This is a genomic window from Vibrio sp. CB1-14, assembly GCF_040412085.2.
GTDB lineage: Bacteria > Pseudomonadota > Gammaproteobacteria > Enterobacterales > Vibrionaceae > Vibrio > Vibrio chaetopteri.
The window spans coordinates 23,750-42,477 of record NZ_CP115922.1; the positions used below are offsets into that span (position 1 = coordinate 23,750).

An 18,728-nucleotide genomic window follows, 5' to 3' on the forward strand; every position below is an offset into this window, starting at 1 on the left:
GCGTATAGAAGGGAATCGGATCGTGATTACGTTAGGCAGTAAATTGGAGTGCAGCATAAAAAACCTCAATTTAGGATCAAGAGAGCAAGCTGTAGTTGTTGTTAGGAATGACGATGGTATATTGAGCCAGTCAAGAGATTTTCTTATATTTAACGACGACGACGAAAATGTTAGAGATGACCCATTGATACAGTCACTTGAAAATCATGAGACTATTTTATGGATCAACCCCCATGACCAAAATGCTCGCTAACAGGTCGGTCTACATGGCTTAACAGGATCTTGTTTATTATAGCGGTACGGTAAATTGAACCATCTTATGAAGTGTTAAGTCATACCTCATAAGATGAAAGATGCCACTATGACCTAGCGTTCCAGACGAACTTTTAGTGTGAAATTCCAACAGAAAGAAAGACACCTTCGTCTCAATTTTAACTACATTCTTACTATATTTGTGCTTAAACGAATTAATTTTATTCGTTTAAGCACAAATATAGTAACTGTCATGATTCTTGTAAGCCTGGCTTTATTTGCCAATTTTCCGAGTGAAAACCTGTCATAAAAACCTTATGTAATCCTGACGTAAGGCCACTTGTCTATACGAAAAATCACTTATCGGTCACAAGGTTCTTGTCGCCAGTTTCTAATTGGCTTCGGCCATTTCTTGGAGGAGGCTCTGTGAGAGTCCACGCGCAGTTGCCCTTTAGGTCCAACCGGCCATTATTGCGAGTTGTGCCACCACAATAATCATGCCGGTCAACGCCACCAATCCGAGCATGGAAGCCCCACCTCGGACTTGGTAAGCCCCCGTGTTAGCCGCTAGGCGTCTTTTCTTCATGATCATGGCAAGAGGCAGGAATATGGCAATGATGGCTAGGAAAATCGAGGAAAAACCCAATGCAAATACAAATCCATTGGGGAAAAACCAGGCAAACAGCAACGGCGGCAATAAGGTCGCCACCACCGGGTAGCTTTTTTGGGGCTCTTGCCCCACTTTAGGAGTTTTGATCATGTCGCCGATGAAATCCTTCAGTCCCATACTAACTCCCAAAAATGACGTCAAGAGTGCTAAACTGGCGAAGCTACTAATGTAGTCGTGAATCCCCGCCACGTGCGTCACCTCAGACAGACTGGCGACCAATCCGTTGATACCACCACTCACCTTTTGATACCGCTAGATTGATGTTGAGTAGAACTGGTTTTGATCCATAGCTCATAAAGACATTCTTCAGAGCAAGCATGTGTTGTTTTGCCATCTGTCCTCCTTCGGTTCCATATTCCGTGCTGCTACCGATAAGGGCTCTAGAAGGTGAGACTCCACCAGAACAGTTGAAAAATTCAACCTAATCGGAGAACTTCACCTATATGGTGGATTAATGAAAAACCAATCAATAAGCCAGTCCCTGATAACTTTCAGAAATTACGAAGGAAAAACTGGATTAGTAATGGAGACAGGCTGATTGAGAATCCACCAAGTGTTGGTCGATAACGTTGCGGTTGAAAAATTTAACCCGCGATTCCGAGAGGCATCTGCTACTAAGAGCACTACAAACGACAAAAAACAGCTACAAATAGGCGCGAAGCTAAGCTAGCCTAAACCCCTATCCCCGTAATAACATAAGAAGGTATTACATAGTCTTCTTTAAGCAGCCGCATTCACCTCTTTTACTGTTGTGCCTCACAAATCTCTGTTGGTTCTGGGGTATAGCCGTTTAGGTAGTTGACTCCGTAAAGCACAAATACTAGGTTAACTGATGAGTTCACCTTGTCGACGTGACCTTGTGTCACACAAACTAATCTATTGTGCAAGAGTGACAGCAATGCAGTTTAGCTCACTGAATACTGCTAGCGTGGTCTGACTTATAGTCGCCGAGAATGTGCGTGTCGCCCCAAAACAAAGAGCGCTCAAACCACTAAAGGCCTTTCATTGAATCGCCTGGGTAAGTGCGCCCTGCAAATTGGGCTTAATAATCAACACCAGACAAACACATTTTCAATAAGGAAAGACTATGAAAAAACAACTCGATACAAACGTTGTAGAACTCTACAATTCCCACCCCTTTCGTCGTTATCTCATCGATACTCTAATCGCATCATCAACTATCTATACCCGTGATTTGATATGGGATTCACACAAAGCACACTTACCCTCTCGACTATATAAAGGTAAAAGGCAACCTCAAAAAAAAGGGATGTATCTTCGAAAGATAACTAAAGATATGCCGTTCATCACTGTTAGCAAGCACAAGCACTTTCATAAAAGAAAGGTAAATGCGTATTCACTTTCAGAGAGTGCCAAAAAGTGGCTGAAAGAGCTGATTAGCAAGAACGACAAAAGGTGAGATATGGAGGATCATAATGGTGTAGGTGAGAGTGAAATACTCTGGGCTTACATAAAGGCCGTGAACGAAATTGACGACTATTTTGAATACATGTACCAGTCTCAAGATGACAGAGATTTTGTCTATGCGGTACTGACAGAACTTGCTCTATCTATGGAACAACATTTAGTAGAACGTTAACGCAGACTTTCAAACTCTTAGTGTATGCCTCTCTGTCTAGAGACACTTTCCATTTGCAGGGAGGTCATGCCATCCATATCAATAGAACGTAACAATACAGAAGAACAAAGGCTCAATTGAATTAGTCGTGACTTGAACTGCCACTTCTCTAGCAAAGATGAAATCAGATCTAACCGATTGCCCTAACTCAATTTTTATTTAAAGTTTGTTACGCTTCTAAATAAGTTGTAAGAAGACTGCTAATTTTGATGCACATGAAAAACCTGTGTCAGAATGGCGTATCTGCTCCATAGCCTTATTTTTAGCCCATCGATGGAGTCTTCTGCTTTTTAAACACATTCCCTTCGTATAGCACTGAAGCAATCGAAACGGTGACGATCAAAGAAACCAAGCCAACCAACATGTTTGAAAGTGGATAACCAGTTAACACACTTTGTATACCCAAAACGACAAGCGGCGAAATCGCCAGTGATGTCGATACAGCCAGAGAAGAGGTTTTCTCGATTCCTCTTTGAAGAACGTAAATCGAAGTACACACACCCACAAGTGACACAGCCAGAATGGCAAACATGTCTTCTTGTTTGAAAGTCAGCGTTTGCTGAAACGGAATAAAGGCACCTGTTACGACAATGAGCAATGGAAACCGAACAGACAACATGGTCGTAGCAGGGATCTTGGCTACGGCAAACTTTTTCGAGATGACAACTGTTGCGGTAATGCTAATACAGCATAAAAAAGCAAACACCATCCCAAGAAACATTTGTGAGTTGTCATACGCTGAGTACGCAGAGCGGCTTACAAATACGTGAATGCACAATATGGCGACCGCAAACAATGTAATTAAATGGCATGTTTGAGTGAACGCCGATACCTTTTCTTTACGAAATAGCAGCCAGGAAGTCATCACCACAGGGCCGAAGCCCTGAGTGATAGTCACGGCCACTGAGGGCTCCAGGTATTTAACCGACAAAAAGTAAAACAGCCAATTGCATAACGTCACGACGTTAAAGGCAACGACCATCCTCCATTCCGCCAGAAGGGGGCGAAAAGACCGCGGCTGCTTGTACATAGCAATTGCCGAGAATACAGCTGTTGCGATCGTAAAACTGATAGCTACCATCACAAATACATTGATCGAAACGAGCCAAATATTCAGCACAACACTTTGGGTTGACGCTATGGCAACATAAAGCAAGACCAACAGGACACCCACGAAATACCTTTCGCCCATCTTATCTATCGCCTCTTATCAAACATCTCAAGGAACCAAACTTCCAACATATATAGGGTCCATAGCGCATAACTATTTTCCGGCTTAAACTCAGTAACAAACTTAACCAACTCATCGCGCTCAAACAGTCCTCGATTGATCGCTCTTTCGCTCAGCAACGTTTCCACTATCTGATCTTTTAGGTGGCTGAGAAGCCACTTTTCTAACGGAACCGCGAGCTCTTGTTTCTTTCTTTCCAGAATATAATCAGGCAGGTATTTTTTTGCCATTCGATAGAGAAGATGCTTTTCCTTACCGTCACGAAGTTTGAATTCGGGTGGCATTGAACTCGCTAAGGTCACTAAAGACCGATCCAGGAACGGTGTTCTGACCTCCAGAGAGTTGGCCATTGATGCGATATCCACCTTGACCAGTTGAGCCTCATTCATCCAATGATTGAAGTCATACTCCATCGCCAGATCCAAGTTATGCCTTGAAACAGAGCCCAACTGCGCAGTGTATTGCTGATGCTTTTCGATGCTGCGCTCCTGGGCAAGTCGCTCTTTAAAAGTTGAGCTATAGAGCAGTCCCCGACTGTCATGATCTAACCCATCCGTTAGTAACGACTGATAAAATTCGGGAAACCTATCTTTACTCCAATCGCCACTGCTTAGCTCCACTTTTCTTGGCAACCCCATATCCTTTGGTATATTTGGAAAGTGTTGGACAAGCTGATACCTTGCATACCCTCCAAACAGCTCATCAGCTGCATCTCCACCAAGCACTACCGTGACATGTTGCTTTGCTAGCTTGAACATGAAATAACTAGCAATGGAGGAAGGGAAAGCAAATGGTTCACCGAAATGCTTAACCAGATCATGAGCAGCCTGGATGGCCTCTTCCGGCTCAATGATATAATCATAGTGGTCTGTTCCCAGATCCTTAGCCAGTCTTCTCGCATACTCAAGTTCAGAGAACTCGCCGTCCTTAAAGCCGATTGAGAATGTCTTCAGGTTATGGATGGTCCCCTGCTTCTGGGCAATTGCAGTAACAAGGCTTGAATCTAGCCCGCCACTGAGCATGGTGCCCACTGGTACTTCAGCCAGTAATCGACTTTGAATTGATTTGTTTAAGAGATTATCAACCTCATCGACCCATTCTTGCTCTGTTCGCTCAACTATACTTGGAGAATAACGAACAGACCAATGCTTAACTGGCGTCATACCTTCATTAGTAAACTTTATACAGGAGCCAGGAGGAACCTTATGAACATTGTCGAAGACGCTCTGATCATTAGGCATCACGCGAAACTTCAAGAAATAGTCAATCGCAGAAAAGTTTAGTTGCGGTTCTATGAATCGACTCTGCACTAGAGATTTCATCTCAGAAGCAAAACTTAATGTATTATCTTCTAAACTGTAATATAGCGGCTTTTTGCCTGCACGATCTCGAACCAATAGTATCGAGTCCTCATGAATATCGTAGATCGAAGCGGCGAACATGCCTTCGAGCTTGTTGTAGAAATCCTCTCCGAACTCCTGATACAGATTAACGATCACCTCAGCATCAGAGTCCGTTTTAAATTTAAGGCCTCGTTTCTTCAGCGAGTCTCTCAAACTGACGTAATTGTAGATTTCCCCATTGAACACGATAACAAATCGACCATTATCACTGATACAAGGTTGCGCCCCATTCTCAAGCGCGACAACCTTTAGACGGCACATCCCTATATGAGTCGAGCCACTGCGATAAACCCCCTCGTCATCGGGACCTCGATGATACAAAGCCTCGAGCATCGCATTTAATGAGCCTTTATCGCCTACCAATTTGTTAAAGTGCTGTATACCTGCAATCCCGCACATCACTCATTCCTCCACTAAGACTTGTATCTACGTTTACTGACTGCGCAGTTGATCTCGCTTTCGGCGACGCGAACCACTTCGATGTCACCAACTAAGCCAGACTGAATCATATCTGCGATATCTGGGTTACGGTCCAGTAGATCTTCTTTAATAGAATCAACTTGAGACTGACTAAGGTTCGGATCGGCGATGCGTATCACAAGTCCACCCTGCGTATCATCTAAATCATATGCTTTGTAAGGCGCGTGCTTAGCGATTGCTGCGGTAATATCTGATAGGTTAACTTTCTCGCCATGCTTAAATTCCCCGGAATAACGGCCAAGGCAGCGATCAAAAACATAAACAGTTTTTCCCTTGTGCTCGATACAATCGAACCCTTCAATTAAATCATTTGTGACAAATCGAATAGCAGGAAAACTAGAACGTGCAAATGAGGTAAGAAGTAACACTTTGCCAGGCCCGTTGTAGTTCACCTCTGGGTACAGAGTATTGGCATCAATGACCTCTGGCAAAATGTAATCATCGAACTGATACTTGCCAATCTCATGATTAAAGAACGCGATTGAGCCGACCTCAATACTTCCAAACAAATCCAGAATGTCACTAACGCAAATACCGAAAAATGAAGCGACTTTCTTCTGCCAATCTAAGCTGGCAACGTCTCCTAGAACGATAATTTTCTTTGGTGTTGCCTTAAGTTCACCCGTCGCAATAAGCGCATCGAGGATCATTGGCATCGTGAAGAAAATCTCAGGGTTAAAGCGGTTCAAAATATCGATATGCTCCGCGATTGGACGAGTAAAATCGATCAGCTCCGTTTTACATCCCATCAAACGAAAGATCTCGCCAGCTGTCGAAGCTGCATGCCCTGTGCCTAAATCGGCGCACGCTGTTTTGTAATGGATTCCACAGAAATTCTGAATGACATCCTTTCTTTGCTTAAGGTAAATTTCCTGATCGGAAGGAACATACAAAATGCGCTTTCGCTTTCCAGAGGTAGTTCCTGATGTCAGATACACATCCATCGATTGGAACTTATGGTCAGCATGATAGTAATGTTCCGTTAAAACCGCTTCGTCAACTAGCGGCAAGTCACTGATGCTAAAAGGCTGTTCGAGATCGACATGGTTCATTTCTCCATACCATGGGAAAGTCTGTTGGGTCTCCCGAATTAACGAAGCTAAATGGTGATCATCTGCGGGAATCTTTGGAACCTCCCCCAGCCCCGTATCATAGAACGCTTTCTCGGTCTCTCTCACCTTAGCGACGGTTTCGAACAACGCCTGGCTGTCTTTCTCTATGACCGTGATGACACCTGGCGCTGTCAGCAAATCGATTGTCTTGCTTTGTGTATCACCAATGTCGTAGTGATACTTCGCAGACACCACTCCTTTAATATTTTTCAATGCCGGAAGCGGATCCTCAAGCACGCAGCCATTTTTAGTACTGATCATAAAAACGTAAGCTGCCTTCTTGTGAGAGATCGCGTTGGTGTTTTGCAATTGGTTAACTGCATCATCAAACGCCTCTGGTCTTACGATGGCATCCACCAGCTTACTGACCTGAGAGTGACCCAACGTCTCCTCAATGATGTAGGGATCTGCACCACCGGCAATCCTAGCGCCAACCTCGATAAGGACAGGGCCGCGCTCGGTTAACATAACTTCGGCATGAAATGCTCCGTTACGTAAACCCAAGGCCTGACACGCCAACTGTGTATAGTCCGCTAACTCGCAATAGCACTCGTCATTCAGGTAGCGCAAGATCTGCTCATCGTAGACCGGGTTGCCATCAACAAATCGTTTTCTAGATTCATAGAGCTCAGTAAAGAAAAAACCGCTATCGCGCGCAATCCCATTCACGACGTACTCCACTCCGTTCAAAAATTCCTGGCAAAGTACTGATGTATTAGGCTCTCCAAACACATCGTTTTTTCCCATAATGTTGTGGAATGCATCGAGCGCCTGGCTTTCCGAGTAACAAATTGACACTCCATCCGTTGCCGCACTTCTCATAGGTTTTAGTACGACCGGCCAGTCATTTCTTCCAGCCAACCAATCAGACAGCTCTGAAGTACTCGTCACCACAGCTTGATCTATAGACGTAACCCCAGCCTTCTTGATTGCTTCCTGCATTGCGTATTTGTCACGTCTTGCATTAGACAGTTCAACATCGTTAGAAAACGATAATGCAAACTCATTATTGAGCTGGTCTGCCAGCTCTACGGCACCTTCACTGCCAGCGATGATGGCTTTAATCGAGTAATCACTTAAAGTCTCCAACAACTCGCCATACCCAAAATTGTATATGACCGTTCTATCGCAAGTACGTCGAGTAAACTCCTGGTCTTGATCGAAATATGAAGGCGTAAAGGCTGATTCAATATGAATAACTTTGTAGCCAATCGCTTGAAAGGCAGGAACCAGGTATTTACCACCTGTGTATGCGTCAACAATAACGATGACTTCCTTGTTATTAACTTCAGACATGCTATCCCTATAATAATATTTGTTGAGTAATGATTTGCGCCACTTTAGGAAAGTGATTTTTCCAGTAAAAATGGCCGCCAGAGAAGCGTGACACGCCGTGGAAGCACTGAGTCAGCTCTTTCCAGCTATCCATCGTTTCATTGACGTATTCACTCTTCCCGCACAGCGCTAAGATAGGCGTTTTGAGCACAATTCCCGGCTTTGGTGCATATTCATGATATTGCCGGTATTCGTCACGAATATCAGGAAGGAAGGCTCTTAGTACTTCCACATTTTGAGTAGTAGCTCCGTCACTGAGCGACATCAAGTGTTCTAAAAATAGATCATCTTCCAAGTCAAAATAGCGGTATGCACCCTCTTCACGCTTAGAAGGACACAACGCGCTCGATACAAACAAGCATTTGGGAAAAACACCCCGCTTCTCAAGTTCTCGTGTAACTTCGTAAGCCAAGGCACCGCCCATGCTGTGTCCAAATAGAGCAAAATCAGTATTTACAGACCTGGCTACGATCTGCTCAACAAGGTCATCGACAATCAAATTAAAGCTTGCATTTGCTACCTCACCAATCCTTGAATAGCGGCCGGCACGGTCAATAGCCGACCAGTTTATATGTTCAGGGAATGCATTTTGCCAAGAGTGATATTGGTGAGCACCGCCTCCGGCATGCGGAAAGCAAAAGACGTCCAACTTCATACTCACAGGACCTCCATTCGCTTACACTTAATATGGGCACTCAGAGCATCGATCGTTGGGTGTTGAAATAGGTCAGGTAACGATAGGCGAACCCCTAGGTTTGTTTCTAATGCGACCATTAAATTCATCGCTGCGAGAGAATCACCCACATTGAAGAAGTGTGTGTCAAACGCTAGATTGGGCTGCTCAAGTACTTGCTCCCAAACCGCTTTCACGCGCTCAGAAATTACGTCAGAACCTGGGCCCAATTGACTTTTCGTTTCCCCCTTCGCTCGAGACTCCCAGGACTTAACTAACGATTTGTGGTCCAACTTTAGGTTGTCAGTAAGAGGAATGTTCATCACCTCTTGCCATAACGATGGCACCATATATTCAGGAAGAAGCTGAGTGAGTTTGTTTTTCAAGGCCATTACGTTTATTTGACCGCCTTGACCCGAGACGACTGAAGCAAGTAGCACTGAATTGCTTGCGCTGTTTTTCACAACGGAAACGGCAACTTCTGATACCCCTTTAAGATTAGCTATCGCTTTCCTCACTTCTTCCAGTTCGATGCGATAACCACTGACTTTGATTTGGTCATCAAGCCGACCCAAAAAGATGAGATCGCCATTGGAACTGCATTTGACAAGGTCACCGGTACGATAGCTACGTTTCCCCTGGAACATAACGAAAGCTTCAAGCGTTTTCTCAGGGTCGTTGTAATAGCCTTCAGCGAGATGGCACCCCGCACGTAAAGTTCACCGGGCTCATTGTCCGCGCATACGGCTTTCGCTTCATTCACAACCACGCATTCCACCCCCTTTAAAGGCTTTCCTATCGTTGGTTCATTTCCTGTTATCTTTGTAATAGTGGTATTAATCGTATTTTCAGTAGGTCCGTACACGTTGAAGATTGTGGCATCTAGGGCAGACAGGTTGCTCCAAAGGTCATCATCTATTGCCTCTCCCCCTACAATGACAAGCTTTAAGCTCTGCACCGAACCAAGGCCCACTTCAAGCAGCAGTTTTAAATGCGATGGCACCAAATCAATATTGCAGATATTGTGGCTTCGTACATATTCGACTAGAAGTTGCGGGGATTTTCTTGTCTCATCACTCAATACATGGAGGGAGTAACCCAGAGCAACGAGAGCTAACCGCTCCAGGGAACTGTCGAAACAGAACGACGCATTCATCGCGACGTTTCCGCTCGCTAAACCGTTGGGTGAATAAATCTTGTTTTGATGTTCTTGAACTAAGTTCTCATAGGCTTTGTGACCAACAAGTACGCCTTTGGGCTTGCCTGTCGTGCCAGAAGTAAAAATGATGTAAGCATGGTTTGCATCTGTTTTTCCTTTTTCCTTCGGATTAAGGACACGAACCCCCTCAGCGTCAATCAATAACTCTGCATCTGACAGTGCTTGAACTGTTTCTTTTCGCGATGCTGGCCAGTTATCATCCATTGGTACATAGACGCGTTTGGCCATCCATGTGGCATAGGCTGCAACAACGAAGTTCACCCCACGAGGCATACAGACAGCAACCGCGGCCCCAGGACTAGAATGGGCTATGATACTTTTTACTAATGATTCAATTCGGTCATAAAATTCGGAATAACTTAATGATTCATTTTGGTCTGTCACCGCCGTGTCATTAGGCCGTTTAGCGACGTTTATTTTCAAAGCTTCTAGTAAATACATTTCAGACATTATTCTCTCCCACTTATAGCTCTATCGGGTCTATCAGAGCGACACGCACTGCCCGCTCACCTTGAAACGGTTTGCGCCCGTGGCTGACGAGCAAATTGTCGCCTATCAGGAAGTCACCTTCTTTCCAGCCAAAAGCAACCTGACAATCGACAAATGCGGCGCGAATTTTATTAACCACGGCATTGGGAATTTCTTCCCCATTTCCGTAAAATACGTGCCTTGGTAAGAGATCGCCCCCTAACGACGATAACATTGCCTGCTGTATCGCTGGTTCCAGATTGGTTACGTGAAATAGGTGGAGCTGGTTAAACCAAAGCTCATCGCCAGTGATTGGATGTTCAATGATTGCCTGCCTTTTTTGTCGAGTCCTCAAGTGACTAGTGGAGATCCACTCGAACTCGATTTCATTGTCTTTGCAGTAATGTTCAACTTCAGCCGGGTCATCCGACTGAAAAGCTTCCTGCCAGGATAGATCAAATCCGCCATCGAAATTTCGCTGATACATTACCCCAAGCTTGCGGAACTTCTCGACTTCTTCTTCTGGCAATATGTCGATAATTCTCTTGTTGTCTGATATCGGGGTTTCTCCCCCTTGTTCCGCGACGACAAGTGAGCAAAATAAGATTTTACCTGGAACCACTTTCTGGAAAGCATTTTCACTGTGATTCGCAATCTGCTTATTCGCTGGATACTCAGTGCTTGTATAGACACCTTTTGCTGTTTGAATACGCTGAGTAGAGCGTTCCTTGTAACTCAACTCCTGCTGCGCAAGATCAGAAACTATCCGACTAAACTTATCATCGCTATCGACGTTGAACCCGCGAAACAGTAGACACTTCTTTTCAGCCAGAAGAGCATCTAAATCCAAGTTTACTAAAACGTCTCGAACGGTTTGCCCCTCATCGCCCGGCTCTACCAGGTAAATATGCTCATAGCCATCTTCCAAAAGGGATACTGTACAACCTTCCATTTTCATCACTCAGCCCACCTCGATACATCAGGGAAGAAGTCGTTTAGGGCATGTCGACCCGGTAAGTCGGTATCATGCTTGTAAATGAACATGGATAAGGCCAGGTCCAGAACACCTAGTCCAAACGGTGAAAATATCGTGGGCTTCGTTAAATCAAGCTCCAAATTGCCTGATATGTACGCCGCTAATGTGCCATCCGCAAAATCGCGATTGCCAGTCATTTGCTCTGCCAAATGAGGGGAGGTATTAGCTTTCATACAGTGTTCAACATCGTCGAACACATTGTTACTCTGAAGTATAGTTTCAGCTGGTATGTCTCTCAGTGAAATGTTTAATACAAGCTGATTTGCGTTGAATCGGAAGTCAGGGTCTAAGTATGGTGCCGGTGCCGTAGTGGCAAAAACCACAATATCAGCCGACAGTGCGGCCTCTAAGGATGTGCAAATATCGATGTTTCTGCCTGTTTGCTTTGACATATTTTTTGCAAACAGGTGAGCATTATCCTCGGACAAATCATAGATCTCGAACTGTTCAATCTGCCAGTCATCGGCATGAAAAAACTCAGTGATGTATCTTGCGATCACTCCCCCGCCGATAATGCACACTCGCTCAGCACGCTTTCCAGTCCGAGACAGGTGATTTGCAGCCAGTACAGCAGATGCTGACGTCCTTGCTGCACTTATCTGCGCTCCTTCTAGCAAACAAAATGGGTAGCCGGTAGTTCTGTTGTTGAGCAAAATCGCCGCCGACGCCCTTTGCAGGTTGTGTTCAATGTTTTTTGGAAAACTTGAAATCCACTTAATCCCTGCGATATCTATCGACGCGTTAGTGTCATTTATTGATGAGGGTAACGCAATGATTCGCGCTTCAGGCTTGTCCTTAAAACGCAAGAAGTAACTATCTGGGTTTTCGGTAAAACCATTTTCGTGAGCAAGATACGTTGACTCGATTACACCCAAAATATCTTTCTTCCATTGAGAAAGAACACTTGCTATGTACTCTCCGCCAATGACTTCAAATTGCTTTTGCATATTCTTCATTTTCTCTTTCAGCTATAAATCCATACTTCTCTTCACACCACTCGTTATTGAAAACGGTGCTGACATAACCCGCCCCAAGGTCAGGGGAAATCGCCACGACCTTATCGGATTCTTTGAACCGGTGACTTACGCTCTTCAACCCAGCCAAAACGGTTCCTGTCGAAGCACCGGCAAGGTATCCATATTTCTGAGCGATTTCTCTGCACATCTTGACCGCTTGAATTTCGGGGACTTGTATCAATTGATCGACATGTGTTTCGTTAAAAAATGGAGGGAGAACACTGGCGCCTAACCCAGGTAAAAAACGTGGACCTGCTTGCGTTCCAAATGTCACTGAACCTACCGAGTCGACTGCTATTACTTTTGTATTTGGAGAATGGACTCTAAAATACTCTGCGCATCCCATCAGCGTACCGGTAGTTCCGGCACCAATAACCAGATAATCTACATCCCCGATGCTTTGGTGAATAGATTTGGCAGTTAATGAGTAATGGGACTTTACGTTACCTGGATTGGCGTACTGGTTGAGCCAAATGAGAGACGGATCTTCATTGAGCCTACTTTTTATATAGCTCAAGCGATTACCTAGATAACCACCTTTTTCGTCCTTTTGAGTAATGATTATGACCTCGGTCCCTAACGCTCTCATTGTCTTGATGTTTTGTTCAGACGTATTGGCATCTGCGACACAAGTAAACCTAAGAGATTTGCTAGCCGCAATGATACTTAAGGCTACGCCCATATTTCCTGAACTGGATTCTATAAAGTGCTTCGAATTGGATAGGTTGGTATTTATTAGTGCATCTTCGAGCAAATATTTGGCAGCTTTTATTTTTATAGACCCACTTGCACTTAATCCTTCAATCTTTAATATCGGACTATTTGTTTCACAGAAATCCGTTAGCCTTAGAAAGACATCATCATTTATGATGTCACTTATATCTTCAACAATCATTTAACACCCGCTGAAATAAATAAATCTCGGGCAGGTTAGTAGAAAAATAAATATCAAACAATCATAGATTTGGTTTTTGTTAACTGCACCTTAAACACATCTTCGGAACAAAGTAACTGAGTAATTTAACTATAAAGCAAGAGCAAAATATTACAAAAGAATCATTTTAAGCCGTTGTTTTTTAATTCATTTAAAGAGAACGCGACGAGAAAAAGCAATCAAATCTTATGAGTAGAATTTACGTATACATGATGTTGGAAGAAACATCCCGCATCCGTTCAATTTAGCTAACACATTTGTTATTCAGAATCAGTAACTTATTAGAGATAAATTTTGAACCGCGCCACAAAAATAGCATACGACTTTGTCGATAGAATAATGAATGTTACTAAATGCTTACAAAATTATTAAAAATAGAACCGTCACTTACATATCATCTGTATATTTTTTTGTAGTCCATCCAAAAATAAGTAATAAACAAATCAATACAACCACAAAAACCACCTAAACTATGTGGAATTAAAACGGCCAAATATTGCTCAACGCTCAGTTTTATTTCCGATATTCCGCAGTCAATTTAGAAATAAACCGCTTCATACAGCGCGCCAAGAAGCTTTAGCAGCCAAAACTGATGCTCTTGAGCACCCGTAATGAAGTTCTGACCGCCAATCGAGTGTTTCGATAACTTAAAAATTTAAGAATTCACCACGAGCCGTCGGTTTGGTTGTCATCATGTTCTTCACCATGCTAGGAACGCCCGTAACGCATCTCTTTTGAGATTTAAAATTTCGGTTGTTAAATCATTGATTGCACATTCAAACTCTTTGAAAGATTCGATGTTTATTTGTTCCCTAAGCTCACTTTCAATAGCAGATAGTTCGGCGGGAACATTCTTCAGTAAGATTTCTTCGGGGTTTTACTGCTAGATACAAGCCCTATGTCACCTGCAATCATCGCAGCCCAGTTTCAAGCTAATTACTTAATGGCTGACTCACTCACGTTCTTTCCTACCCACGTAAGTCTTGGATCATTCGCTGTTAGCTTGACGGTTCTTTCAATTTGTTTGGTAGTCATATCTCCTCCTTAGAGTAAAAAGTTACAAACTTTTTACATCAGACTAAAACCGAATAAAAAACTGGTAGCTATCAATGCAAATTCAAAGCAAGCACAGAAGTATTTTATAAAATACAATAAGGTTATTTCGAAATAAGAGTTAACCCTTATTAATTCAGTTACTTGCATCACAATATTAGAACGCCATACTATATTGCCATACCCAGCTGTAATAACACAAAAAACTATTATAATATGTCTACCGTGAATCACTGACAGATAAAGCTATGGAAGAAGCATTAAAACAACTTTGGACAGAGTACTATCAGAAAGAACAAAACTTTCTCAATTACGTAACTTCAGTATGCGTCGAGCAGCAGTCCTTCGGTCTACACTGCTATCCACGCTATGACTTTGACCCTGAGACGAACAAACACAGCAAGCCGCGGTTTATCCGCTGGGTTGGTCATTGTTCTGGGAAAAGAGAGTTATTCGAGCGCCTTCAGAGAGAAAATGAGGCCATCAGCGCCTTATATCAACAAGCGGCTGAAACTGAAAAACTGAGTCACCGCTGCGGTCACTTTTTCGACTCCGCCCGAAAGCTACGAGTGAATCAAAGCGATGCTTACTCTTCTGAAAGTCCGCTTAAGGTTCCTACTCTGGTGCTTACACGTGTGATAACTGAAAATCTGTCTGACGATACAATCACAGAATCACAGGGTCAGCTCAAGCAATACGCAGCGACGCTAAGAGCCCTAGGTGTTGATTCAGCTGCGGTAGTCACCACACTCAAAAGTGTACAGCTGCAGGCTGACTACATGGAAATCGGTAACCTGTTAAAACTGCCGCCAGAAAAAATCGTCTACCGAACAGCTACAGGAACTCAGTACCGCTGTAGGCTGTATCTTGATGAAACCTCAAAATCAATTCAGATGAAGCTAGGTTTTATAATCACCCTCGACCCAATTGAGATATTTGTTACTCAGCCAGGTCGAGAGGAGCGCTACGACAGCTACGAAAAACAAGGGATAAGATTGGATTTTCCTGTGCCTAAGGATGGTGTGTTTTGGGAAAAGCTTTAGCGCAAAACTGATTGCAAGCATTCAATATGGAGCCCGTTGCAACTCGTTACAATGCGTTTTCTTTAAGCCAAAGTCGATTCTGGTAGCGCTTAAACTCGGACAAGTATTCATCCTCGTCATCTAATTCGTAGTCTCCACTATCTATGTATGCAGCGAGACCGGAGTCAATCGCAAAATAAGGGTGCTCCTCCGCAAGCTCTTTCAGCTTGATGTATGACGAGAGGTCGGAAATCGTTTCTATGAATATGCGCCTAGAGACAATCTTGCCGTCTTTAATTTTCGCAATTATTGTGCGTGAGCTTGGATGAAAAGGAGCTCTCTCAACGTAACTCAGCAGAAAAGCATACTCTTGCTTTGAAATATCACGATAGTGCGTTGGAACCATGTGGCTATAAGCCAATATTGCTAGTACCAGCAGCCATATCCAACCTGTATATGATGCTCCCCATAAAAGGTAAACAGCGTAAAGAAAGACTCCAACAAAAATAACGTGCTCAATTGCTGTCCAAATCATATGCACCTCTCAATGTCTAAATAGACCAAATCGCTATCCAAGGAAGTAAATTGAACCCAGTTACGGCCACCAAAAAGCAGCAAGCAGTTAGTAGCCTCGCTTTGCCTATGATCAGAATGAGATATGACAAAACTGGAATAAGCGCTGGCCAGACGTAAAAAAATAGAGCAGATCTGAGCAGTGTAAACATATGCGACTGTAACCAAACGGCCTCTTGCTGTTCGACTGATGATTATTGAATTACGAAGCCAGGCGTGTGCAAATCACCCTTAATAAATGCAGTATTCGCTGTGCTGATGAGATGCCACAATTCGCCGTCTTGGATGGTAGCCAAGTTGATTGGAGCAAGCTTAAGTACTGCCGCGCTATCTTTTGGAAGACCATATAGGTTATAGGCATCCCTGTCTGGGTATAAATAGATTTCAAGCCATTCACCATCATCAAACTTGGGTATGGCATAGACAGTACCTGTTGAAACATCAAAATTTCGGTGCTTACCATACCAACTGAATACTGGCTCATCCTGCTTAAAAATGTACGACGCCAAAGTGCTAACAAAAATAATGCCAGTGATAATCACAACAAAGCGTCTTTCTCGCTTTCGCCCTGCCGCTCGGCTCATTGACACACTAATCATACGCAGTGCACGATGGCTCCATTGAGACAACTGGTAGTAACCGAGCGTGTAATAAATCGCAGCATTCATCATCGCGTACAGTATGCACAAGGACAAAAACCGCTCTAACCCTGCAGGTACAAAAGATAGCAATGGCGCCCACAGAACCATTCCGGGCACATACATCAGCATATTCCACAGGGCTATGTGAAAACCTAAATCCTCGTCAATGGTCTCAAGACGGTCAGATCTTCCAGACATACTAACCTACTACCTTTGAAAAATAATCGCGCGGATCGCCGAACCAATATAAGTGCGCCTTTCGTGATACTCGCAAAAGCTGGGTTCGAAATGACAGCTCGTCTATCTCGGTAAAGTCCAAGTTCGAGTCTTTGAACTGATAACGTACATATTGACTAAGCGGCGTGATCATCAACCCTTGCGCACACCCAGTCTTATCAATATGGTGCCACAGTACATGACAATGCAGCGGCACAACGAAGTGGTTCCCGATCAGGTGTTGCTGGCTCCAATGATCAGATAGCGAAACTTTTTCATGTGCAGGCTCAACAAAAGAGAAAAAGGCACCAAAGACGATTGAGATAACAAGAGAGACAATCGTCAGCAACTCATGCTGCATCAAGACTATCATTGCCTTTATTCCGGCATCTCAATAGGTTTGAGGTTTTCGACTATCCGCCTTGCAATACTTCGCTCACGAGTAGTGATTGAGGGATCGTCACAGTAACGCTTCAAGTAGGCATTGTCCTGCGTCTTCAACTCTCTCTCAAGACGTTCATCTGCGCTGATATCGGCCAAATAGTAGAGATTGAACAACAAGACAAGCCAACATATAGCACTAATATAGGCAGTATTTGCTATTGCAGTCCCGATGGTGCCAAACGTAGACGGTTCGACCGGCAGTGGAACAATAGCTGAACAAGCAAAACCAACACAAAGACTAGCGCCGAACACCGTTTTCGATAATTCTGCTCTTAAATCCAACTTTGCCCTTCTAATACAGTCCATCTTCCCTCCATATGCATTTAATCCAATAGTTAAGTTAGGCGCGTTCTACTTGTCGTGAAAGTTAAAATTATTAACTTTTCCAGTACGACAACAATCCAAAAGCACTATCCACTGTGGCTTGGAAGCGCTTATACAAACTTTTGGCTGCTTATTTCGGTTGACCTGACTTTCTCTCTCATATCCTCAGTGCAATGACTTATTACGCGCTATGCGCTTACCGCCAACGTCGAAATTTCCGAGTCTCATGACTCATCTAGCTGCGCCACTACTAACGGCGTCTGTCTTTTGACAGCCCTTCGCTTATCCAAGCAATAACCAGGCACCCAGAACACCACTGTGCCCATTTCGACCCAGGAGGTCATTGTGATTAACCAACATGAAACACCCAAGGTTGTCTATTTAGACAGCCAAAAAGGAGCTGACATGATGAACTTACTCATTGCTCTTCGTGAGCAAAGAGCTAAGAAGAAGAATGTATGCCCCGTCATGTGGACAACGATTAAAGCCATCGTTGTTAACCATCCAGAAGCCCTTCATACCTACAACTTATTGGTCGATATGACCGGGAAGTTAATACACGGTATGGAGAACGCAAACGTCGCCTCGCGCCAATCTTTTAGGGGAAACATGCGTGAGCTAACTCGAGTTCTGAAAAGCTAGGGAGGCAAAGTATGAACTTACGAAAAGCATCGGTTGGCCATATTAGCCACCAGCTACCTGAATCGTCTAAACCGCTGCTTCATTCCACTCTCTATCAAGACTTAGAGAAAACGATTGAAGCTGGCCATGCCATTCTATTGAAAAATGGAACAGTCGCATTTGGCTTTGACATTGAAAAGTATCCGCACTGCGAGTGTCTTATTCGCTACTTCGATACCGAATCATCCTTTTGGTCATGGGTAAGAGAAGAGAAGCAAGCCTTCTTCTATCACTGATTTTTGTTAATCCCTACCCACCTGACTAATAAGCCGTGACCTTGTCACGGCTTTGTTGCGTTTTGTTTAG

The 18,728-nt window shown here is 43.8% G+C and carries 20 protein-coding genes and 1 pseudogene; 5 read left to right on the forward strand and 16 right to left on the reverse strand.

Going from position 1 to position 18,728, the window contains the following annotated elements; genetic code table 11:
• Positions 1-703 precede the first annotated feature (703 nt).
• Positions 704-1,162 carry an aromatic amino acid transport family protein gene (locus PG915_RS24030; RefSeq protein ID WP_353500345.1) on the reverse strand — a complete coding sequence of 153 codons (459 nt, stop codon included), beginning with the start codon at positions 1,160-1,162 and terminating at the stop codon, positions 704-706.
• Entirely contained in the window at positions 1,122-1,256 is a 135-nt protein-coding gene (locus PG915_RS24035; protein ID WP_353500346.1) for a hypothetical protein, read from the reverse strand. The genes PG915_RS24030 and PG915_RS24035 overlap by 41 nt, the downstream gene beginning before the upstream one ends.
• A 753-nt stretch (positions 1,257-2,009) precedes the next feature.
• Here PG915_RS24035 and PG915_RS24040 point away from each other — a divergent pair.
• Positions 2,010-2,342: a hypothetical protein gene (locus tag PG915_RS24040; protein ID WP_353500347.1), complete on the forward strand. Its 333-nt coding sequence runs from the start codon at positions 2,010-2,012 to the stop codon at positions 2,340-2,342.
• 3 nt (positions 2,343-2,345) lie between these two features.
• Complete coding sequence (locus PG915_RS24045) at positions 2,346-2,522, forward strand: hypothetical protein (protein WP_353500348.1); 177 nt, start codon at positions 2,346-2,348, stop codon at positions 2,520-2,522.
• Between the two features lie 301 nt (positions 2,523-2,823).
• Here PG915_RS24045 and PG915_RS24050 read toward each other — a convergent pair whose 3' ends face one another.
• The 10 genes and pseudogenes from PG915_RS24050 to PG915_RS24095 form a co-directional block, all read right to left on the reverse strand.
• The gene (locus tag PG915_RS24050) at positions 2,824-3,753 is read right to left on the reverse strand and encodes a DMT family transporter (RefSeq protein ID WP_353500349.1); all 930 of its coding nucleotides are present in this window, start codon (positions 3,751-3,753) and stop codon (positions 2,824-2,826) included.
• 5 nt (positions 3,754-3,758) lie between these two features.
• A complete protein-coding gene (gene asnB / locus PG915_RS24055) occupies positions 3,759-5,594 on the reverse strand; it encodes an asparagine synthase (glutamine-hydrolyzing) (RefSeq protein ID WP_353500426.1) in 1,836 nt (611 codons plus the stop codon).
• A 14-nt stretch (positions 5,595-5,608) separates the two neighbouring features.
• Positions 5,609-8,083, reverse strand: a complete 2,475-nt coding sequence (locus PG915_RS24060) for an ATP-grasp domain-containing protein (protein WP_353500350.1) — start codon at positions 8,081-8,083, stop codon at positions 5,609-5,611.
• A 7-nt stretch (positions 8,084-8,090) separates the two neighbouring features.
• Positions 8,091-8,777: a thioesterase II family protein gene (locus PG915_RS24065; RefSeq protein WP_353500427.1), complete on the reverse strand. Its 687-nt coding sequence runs from the start codon at positions 8,775-8,777 to the stop codon at positions 8,091-8,093.
• A gap of 2 nt (positions 8,778-8,779) precedes the next feature.
• On the reverse strand, positions 8,780-9,313 hold the full coding sequence (locus PG915_RS24070) for a phosphopantetheine-binding protein (RefSeq protein WP_353500351.1): 534 nt from the start codon (positions 9,311-9,313) through the stop codon (positions 8,780-8,782).
• The gene (locus PG915_RS24075) at positions 9,310-10,464 is read right to left on the reverse strand and encodes an AMP-binding protein (protein ID WP_353500352.1); all 1,155 of its coding nucleotides are present in this window, start codon (positions 10,462-10,464) and stop codon (positions 9,310-9,312) included. Before PG915_RS24075 ends, PG915_RS24070 begins: the two co-directional genes overlap by 4 nt.
• 13 nt (positions 10,465-10,477) lie before the next feature.
• Entirely contained in the window at positions 10,478-11,440 is a 963-nt protein-coding gene (locus PG915_RS24080) for a TauD/TfdA family dioxygenase (RefSeq protein ID WP_353500428.1), read from the reverse strand.
• Positions 11,440-12,465: a 2,3-diaminopropionate biosynthesis protein SbnB gene (gene sbnB / locus PG915_RS24085; protein ID WP_353500353.1), complete on the reverse strand. Its 1,026-nt coding sequence runs from the start codon at positions 12,463-12,465 to the stop codon at positions 11,440-11,442. Before sbnB ends, PG915_RS24080 begins: the two co-directional genes overlap by 1 nt.
• A complete protein-coding gene (gene sbnA / locus PG915_RS24090; protein WP_353500354.1) occupies positions 12,449-13,429 on the reverse strand; it encodes a 2,3-diaminopropionate biosynthesis protein SbnA in 981 nt (326 codons plus the stop codon). The genes sbnB and sbnA overlap by 17 nt, the downstream gene beginning before the upstream one ends.
• Positions 13,430-14,006: 577 nt before the next feature.
• Positions 14,007-14,181 (reverse strand): annotated as a pseudogene (locus PG915_RS24095) (IS1634 family transposase); the annotation flags it as partial.
• Between the two features lie 588 nt (positions 14,182-14,769).
• On the opposite strand from PG915_RS24095, the gene PG915_RS24100 reads away from it, so the two are divergent.
• Positions 14,770-15,564, forward strand: a complete 795-nt coding sequence (locus tag PG915_RS24100; protein ID WP_353500355.1) for a hypothetical protein — start codon at positions 14,770-14,772, stop codon at positions 15,562-15,564.
• Between the two features lie 46 nt (positions 15,565-15,610).
• Here the strand turns inward: PG915_RS24100 and PG915_RS24105 are convergent, their stop codons facing one another.
• From PG915_RS24105 to PG915_RS24120, 4 genes are all read right to left on the reverse strand, one after another.
• Positions 15,611-16,078: a hypothetical protein gene (locus PG915_RS24105; RefSeq protein ID WP_353500356.1), complete on the reverse strand. Its 468-nt coding sequence runs from the start codon at positions 16,076-16,078 to the stop codon at positions 15,611-15,613.
• A gap of 232 nt (positions 16,079-16,310) precedes the next feature.
• Entirely contained in the window at positions 16,311-16,955 is a 645-nt protein-coding gene (locus PG915_RS24110; protein WP_353500357.1) for a hypothetical protein, read from the reverse strand.
• Position 16,956: 1 nt separating this feature from the next.
• On the reverse strand, positions 16,957-17,346 hold the full coding sequence (locus PG915_RS24115; RefSeq protein ID WP_353500358.1) for a hypothetical protein: 390 nt from the start codon (positions 17,344-17,346) through the stop codon (positions 16,957-16,959).
• A 5-nt stretch (positions 17,347-17,351) separates the two neighbouring features.
• A complete protein-coding gene (locus PG915_RS24120; protein ID WP_353500359.1) occupies positions 17,352-17,723 on the reverse strand; it encodes a hypothetical protein in 372 nt (123 codons plus the stop codon).
• Between the two features lie 363 nt (positions 17,724-18,086).
• Between PG915_RS24120 and PG915_RS24125 the strand changes: the two genes are divergently transcribed.
• Together PG915_RS24125 and PG915_RS24130 are read left to right on the forward strand one after the other, a co-directional pair.
• Positions 18,087-18,383, forward strand: a complete 297-nt coding sequence (locus tag PG915_RS24125) for a hypothetical protein (protein WP_353500360.1) — start codon at positions 18,087-18,089, stop codon at positions 18,381-18,383.
• A gap of 11 nt (positions 18,384-18,394) precedes the next feature.
• Positions 18,395-18,658 (forward strand): hypothetical protein, encoded by a 264-nt coding sequence (locus tag PG915_RS24130; RefSeq protein WP_353500361.1) that lies wholly within the window; start codon positions 18,395-18,397, stop codon positions 18,656-18,658.
• Positions 18,659-18,728: the final 70 nt, after the last annotated feature.